Raw genomic sequence first — 6,603 nt, 5'->3', positions numbered from 1 at the left:
CGGAAAAGGCGTCGAACTTCTTCACCATCTTTTTCCAGAACAACATAACAACAATCCTCGATTTGAAACATCGGCGCTATTTTAGTCAGCGCCGACAAATCGTAAAGTCTGTTGCCTCGTTCCGTTCCCGGGGCGGTGTAAACCTTTTTGGTCACTATGTCGTCAAATTCGATTGCCGCGAATTTGACGGGGTTGACAATGGTTTACGCCATAAACCAGTAATAAAACAGACCGACTTTCAGGCCGAGGATCACAATGTAGGCGCAGCAGTATTTCATGGTGCCAGACATAATCTGGTTGGCCTGACCGTCCATTTTGGTGGCAGAAACTGCGATGGCGATGCTTTGCGGCGAAATCATTTTCCCCCCCGTAGCGCCAGAGGTATTGGCCGCCGCCAGCCAGTTAGGATCGATATGTAACTTGCTGGCGGCAATGGTTTGCAGCTTGCCGAACAGAATGTTCGAGTTGGTATCGCTGCCGGTCACGAACGTGCCCAGCGCGCCAATCACCGGGGCGAGGAAGACGTACGAGCTGCCGGTCAGATCGACAATCGACTGGGCCAGCGTGGAGATAATCCCGCTGAGATCCATCACCGTGGCCAGCGCGACGATCGCCATAATTGCGACGATAGAGTTTTTAAGCTGGAAAATCGTTTTGATAAATACTTCCAGCATCCCACGTGCGGACGCTCCCTGAATAAAACCGCCGATAATGGTCGCAAAGATGATCAGCATCCCCGGTGTGGTCACCCATTCAACTTTCAGCGCCATCGTTTTGCCGTCAGCCAACGTGAAATGCAGCACCGAAGCCAGTTGGGATGCCGCGCCTTTTATTGTCGGGAACAGCGGCGAACACAGCAGGATAAACACAAAAATAAACAGATAAATAGAGCCAACCCGGAACAACACTTTTGCCGAGCGCGGCGTGGTTTCGCGGGTATGGCTGACCTCAATGCGCCACTCGGGATCGGTTTTCCCTTTGCGCAGGCGGCTGACCATCGCCACGGCAAGCAGGCTGACCAGGCTCCCGGCAAAGGCAGGTAATTCCGCGCCAAGATGGATGGCGACAAAATACTGTGGAACCAGCGTGGTGATACCGCAAATCAGCGTGATCAGAAATACGCCGCGAATGGCTTTCAGGCCGCCGCCAATAATGCAGACAATCACAAACGGCAGCAGAATATTAAACAGCGCGAGCTGCAGAATAATAGTTCCGCCTAAGGTATAAACCGGCAGGTTAACCTGTTCCGCCAGAATAGAAACCGGGATCCCGACCGCGCCGAATGCAGTGGGAACGGTATTTGCCACCAGAGAGGCAATCGCCGCCTTCAGCGGGTTGAATCCCAGCGCAATAAGAATGCCGATCGGAATGGCGACCGCCGTACCATAACCCGCCGCGGCTTCAAGAAATCCACCAAAGCACCATGAAATCAGCAGTACCTGAATACGCTTATCTTCGCTAATGCTGGCGAGAATATCGCGCAGAATATCCAGCGCTTTGGTCGCCTGCATGACGTTATAACTGAAGATAGCGCCGAGGATAACAATTACGATCGGCCATAGTCCCTTCAGTGCACCATAGCCTATCGCGGCTTTCAGATTCTGTGTGGGCATTTCCCAGAATATTGCCGATAGTGCAGCGGTGAATACCAAAGAGATCAGTACGGAATAATGGATGGGCATTTTTAATTTCAGTATTAAAAATACCATCAGCAGCAAAGGAGAGAGTGCCAGAGCAAACATTAAATATTCGTGCATTACAATTCCCGATTTACTTTTTTAGACTTAACTATATTTAGGGGGAAGGAGGCTACCTTAATAATAAAATAAAAAATGCAAACTGAATCGCTTCAGTGAAATAAAGTTACAAAGGTTAATAATTGTATAAATAATGTTATTTTTTTTATTAAATATGAATAACCACTAAATATAATAATACCCATTAGAGTTAATCATTAATAGGTATGAAATGGTCTTTGCAATAAATGAAATAAGCGTTTTGGCATCCAGTAAAAGAACGGAGTATGAATTATGTGGTAGTGGTAATTTCATTAAAAAATGTGAGCGGTGCCGAAAGAAATAAAATGGGGTATTGCATGTGGATATTGATTGAGGGAATATTCTGTTTTGTCGTACAAATAAACTTATGGCCATTTTCACTGGCCCTGATATAAGGAGCGGAGAGCCGCCCTCCATGAAACATACTGATAATAAGACCTTTTTGACAACTCTTACCCAATTGGTTGGCCCTGCTCATATCCTCACCGAACCGTCAAAAACTGCGCGTTACCGTAAGGGTTTTCGCTCGGGTCAGGGTGATGCTCTGGCGGTGGTTATCCCCGGCTCTTTGCTTGAACTCTGGAAAGTCCTTAGCGCCTGCGTTGAGGCCGATAAAATAATCCTGATGCAGGCGTCGAACACTGGCCTGACTGAGGGTTCGACGCCCAATGGTAATGATTACGACCGCGAGATCGTCATTATCAGCACGCTGCGGCTGGACAGTCTGCATGTGCTGGATGAGGGTAAGCAGGTGCTGGCTTATCCGGGCACCACGCTGTATTCGCTGGAAAAGGCGCTGAAGCCGTTTGGCCGTGAGCCGCATTCGGTGATTGGCTCTTCGTGCATCGGCGCGTCGGTTATCGGCGGTATCTGTAATAACTCCGGCGGTTCTCTGGTCCAGCGTGGCCCGGCTTATACCGAGATGTCGCTGTTTGCCCGTATTGATGAACAGGGACGCTTGCAGCTGGTCAATCACCTCGGCATTGAGCTAGGTCAGACGCCAGAGCAAATCCTTGCCCGGCTGGATAACAATGCGATTGAAGCCGTGCTCGTCAACCATGACGGGCGTCACGCGCACGATCACGACTATGTTAGCCGCGTGCGGGACATCAATGCCGACACGCCAGCACGTTACAACGCTGACCCGGATCGCCTGTTTGAATCCTCTGGCTGCGCGGGCAAGTTAGCGGTGTTTGCCGTACGTCTGGATACCTTTGAAGCCGAGAAGAACCAGCAGGTCTTTTATATCGGTACCAATCAGACTGATGTCCTGACTGAGATTCGCCGCCACATCCTGGCGAATTTTACAAACCTGCCGGTTGCTGGGGAGTATATGCACCGCGATATCTATGATATTGCAGAGAAATACAGCAAAGATACCTTCCTGATGATCGACAAACTTGGCACGGACAAAATGCCGTTCTTCTTCAACCTGAAGGGGCGTACCGAGGCCATACTTGAGAAGGTGAAGATCTTTCGCCCGCACTTTACCGACCGCGCGATGCAGGCTTTTAGCCATCTGTTCCCGAGCCATCTCCCGGCGCGGATGAAGACCTGGCGCGATAACTATGAACACCATCTGATGTTGAAAATGTCCGGTGAGGGTGTGGCCGAAGCCCAGGCATGGTTAACGGACTATTTTAAATCGGCCGAGGGCGCGTTCTTTACCTGTACCGCGGAAGAGGGCAGTAAGGCGTTTCTGCATCGTTTTGCCGCCGCGGGTGCTGCCATTCGTTATCAGGCCGTTCATTCTGACGAGGTTGAGGATATTCTCGCGCTGGATATTGCATTACGCCGCAATGATACCGAATGGTATGAGCATTTACCGGCGGAAATTGACAGTCAGTTGGTGCATAAACTCTATTACGGCCATTTTATGTGCCATGTATTCCATCAGGATTATATCGTTAAAAAAGGCGTAGATGCCCACGCGTTAAAAGAACAGATGCTGGAATTACTGCGCCAACGCGGAGCGCAATATCCGGCGGAACACAATGTCGGCCATCTGTATAAAGCGCCGGAAAATTTGGCACGTTTTTATCAGGAAAATGATCCGACCAACACTATGAACCCAGGTATTGGTAAAACCAGCAAACATAAAAACTGGGCATGAAATACGAATGAACATTTGTTTGATATCGCGATATCAAGCGCAATAAACAGAAATGAAGCAATGGAGTAGTTATTGTGAATGTAAATTTCTTTGTCACCTGTATTGGTGACGCACTGAAATCACGGATGGCACGAGACTCCGTATTGCTGCTGGAAAAACTGGGTTGTCGCGTTAATTTCCCCGAGAAGCAAGGGTGTTGCGGTCAGCCAGCCATCAACAGCGGTTACATCAAAGAGGCGATCCCCGGGATGAAAAACCTGATCGCCGCGCTGGAAGACAACGACGATCCGATTATCTCCCCGGCGGGCTCCTGCACCTACGCGGTTAAAAGCTACCCGACGTATCTGGCCGATGAACCGGAATGGGCGCTGCGTGCTGAGAAAGTTTCCGCGCGTATGCAGGATCTCACCTCCTTTATCGTCAACAAACTGGGTGTGGTGGACGTTGGTGCCAGCCTGCAGGGCCGCGCTGTGTATCATCCTTCCTGTAGCCTGACCCGCAAACTGGGAGTGAAGGAAGAGCCGCTTACGCTGCTGAAAAACGTGCGCGGACTGGAGCTGTTGACGTTTGCCGATCAGGATACTTGTTGCGGCTTTGGCGGGACGTTCTCGGTCAAGATGGCCGAGATATCCGGTGAGATGGTGAAAGAGAAAGTATTACATCTGATGGACGCAAAGCCGGAATTTTTGATTGGCGCAGACGTTAGCTGCCTGCTGAACATTGGCGGTCGACTGCAACGGGAAGGCCAGCCGGTCAAAGTGATGCATATTGCTGAAGTGCTGATGAGCCGCTGAGGGGAAAGAGATGTCGATAAAAACCAGCGATGTAGAATTTAAACTGCGTATTCGTCAGCAGATAGAAGATCCGATTATGCGCAAAGCCGTGGCTAATGCGCAGGAGCGTATCGGCGCGAATCGGCAAAAAATGGTCGATGAGTTAGGCCACTGGGAAGACTGGCGCGATCGTGCCAGCCAGATCCGCGATCACGTTCTGAGCAACCTCGACGCTTACCTGTACCAACTCTCCGAGAAAGTGACGGAAAACGGCGGACACGTCTATTTCGCCAAAACCAAAGAAGACGCCACTCGCTACATTTTGCAGGTCGCGCAGAGTAAAAATGCGCAGAAGGTGGTGAAGTCCAAGTCGATGGTGACCGAAGAAATCGGCGTCAACCATGTGTTGCAGGATGCCGGAATCCAGGTGATCGAAACCGATCTCGGGGAATATATCCTGCAGTTGGATCAGGATCCGCCTTCGCACGTCGTGGTTCCGGCGATTCATAAAGATCGCTACCAGATCCGCCGCGTGCTGAACGAACGTCTGGGGTACGACGGCCCGGAAACCCCGGAAGCTATGACCTTGTTCATTCGTCAGAAGATCCGCGAGGATTTCCTCAGTGCCGAAATCGGTATTACTGGCTGTAACTTTGCCGTGGCGGAAACCGGCTCGGTGTGTCTGGTGACCAACGAAGGCAACGCGCGCATGTGCACCACGCTACCGAAAACGCACATTGCGGTGATGGGCATGGAGCGTATCGCGCCGACCTTTGCCGAGGTGGATGTGCTGATTACCATGCTGGCGCGCAGCGCCGTGGGCGCACGTCTGACGGGCTACAACACCTGGCTGACCGGCCCGCGTGAGGCGGACAACGTTGACGGACCGGAAGAGTTCCATCTGGTGATTGTCGATAACGGTCGCTCGCAGGTGCTGGGCTCAGAGTTTCGCGATGTGCTGCGCTGCATCCGCTGCGGAGCCTGTATGAACACCTGTCCGGCGTACCGCCACATCGGCGGGCACGGCTATGGCTCTATCTATCCCGGCCCTATCGGCGCGGTGATTTCTCCGCTGCTCGGCGGCTATAAAGATTTTAAAGACCTGCCGTACGCCTGTTCTTTGTGCACGGCTTGTGACAGCGTCTGCCCGGTGCGTATTCCGTTGTCAAAACTGATCCTGCGTCATCGCCGGGTGATGGCCGAGGAGGGCATTACGCCGAAAGCCGAGCGACGGGCGATCAAGATGTTCGCCTATGCCAATAGCCATCCGGGGCTGTGGAAAGTCGGGATGATGGCGGGCGCGCATGCGGCGAGCTGGTTTATCAATGGTGGCAAAACGCCGCTCAAGGTTGGCGCGATTGGTGACTGGATGGAGGCGCGCGATCTGCCTGATGCTGACGGCGAGAGCTTCCGCAGCTGGTTTAAGAAACATCAGGCGCAGGAGAAAAAGAATGGATAACCGTACCGCGTTTTTAAACACCATCGCCCAGGCGCTGGGTCGCCCGCTGCGTTTCGAGCCGCAAGCGGATGCCGCACCGGTTAACAATTTTGCCAACGAGCGCCTGACCGAGCTTAGCCCCGAGCAGCGCTGCTCTGCGTTTATCCAGTTTGCCAGCGAAGTGATGCTGGCCCGCTGCGAACTGACCCGCGAGGACCAGGCCGCAGACGCGGCGCTGCGCCTGTGCGAAGAATTGGGTCAGCAGCCGGTGGTGCTGAGCGGCGACAGCCGGCTGGTGGAGCTGGGCATCACCCAACGCTTGCAGCAGGAATGCAACGCCGTGGTCTGGGATCCGGCGCGTGGTAGCGAAAATATTACCCAGGCTGAGCAGGCGAAAGTCGGCGTAGTGTTTGCCGAATATGGCCTGACCGAGTCCGGCGGCGTGGTGCTGTTTTCCGCACCGGAGCGCGGGCGCTCCCTGAGCCTGTTGCCGGAGTCCTC

The 6,603-nt window shown here is 52.7% G+C and carries 5 protein-coding genes; 4 read left to right on the top strand and 1 reads right to left on the bottom strand.

The genetic code is table 11. From position 1 onward, the window contains the following. Positions 1-203 precede the first annotated feature (203 nt). The gene (locus OGW16_RS08295; protein ID WP_286518260.1) at positions 204-1,757 is read right to left on the bottom strand and encodes an L-lactate permease; all 1,554 of its coding nucleotides are present in this window, start codon (positions 1,755-1,757) and stop codon (positions 204-206) included. A gap of 388 nt (positions 1,758-2,145) precedes the next feature. Here OGW16_RS08295 and dld point away from each other — a divergent pair, with 388 nt between their 5' ends. The 4 genes from dld to OGW16_RS08275 form a co-directional block, all read left to right on the top strand. Then, entirely contained in the window at positions 2,146-3,891 is a 1,746-nt protein-coding gene (dld, locus tag OGW16_RS08290) for a D-lactate dehydrogenase (RefSeq protein ID WP_023157191.1), read from the top strand. A gap of 74 nt (positions 3,892-3,965) precedes the next feature. Continuing rightward, positions 3,966-4,685 carry a (Fe-S)-binding protein gene (locus OGW16_RS08285; protein WP_001102105.1) on the top strand — a complete coding sequence of 240 codons (720 nt, stop codon included), beginning with the start codon at positions 3,966-3,968 and terminating at the stop codon, positions 4,683-4,685. Between the two features lie 10 nt (positions 4,686-4,695). Continuing rightward, positions 4,696-6,123, top strand: a complete 1,428-nt coding sequence (locus tag OGW16_RS08280) for a LutB/LldF family L-lactate oxidation iron-sulfur protein (RefSeq protein WP_003830092.1) — start codon at positions 4,696-4,698, stop codon at positions 6,121-6,123. Beyond that, positions 6,116-6,603, top strand: a 488-nt coding sequence (locus OGW16_RS08275) for a LutC/YkgG family protein (RefSeq protein WP_286518258.1), incomplete at its 3' end; no start/stop codon positions are given. The genes OGW16_RS08280 and OGW16_RS08275, both read left to right, overlap by 8 nt.

This window comes from Citrobacter sp. Ce104 (assembly GCF_030334595.1).
GTDB classification, from domain to species: Bacteria; Pseudomonadota; Gammaproteobacteria; order Enterobacterales; family Enterobacteriaceae; genus Citrobacter; species Citrobacter europaeus.
Note: the sequence above shows the minus strand (reverse complement) of the source record. Positions and strands in the feature narration are given on the sequence as shown.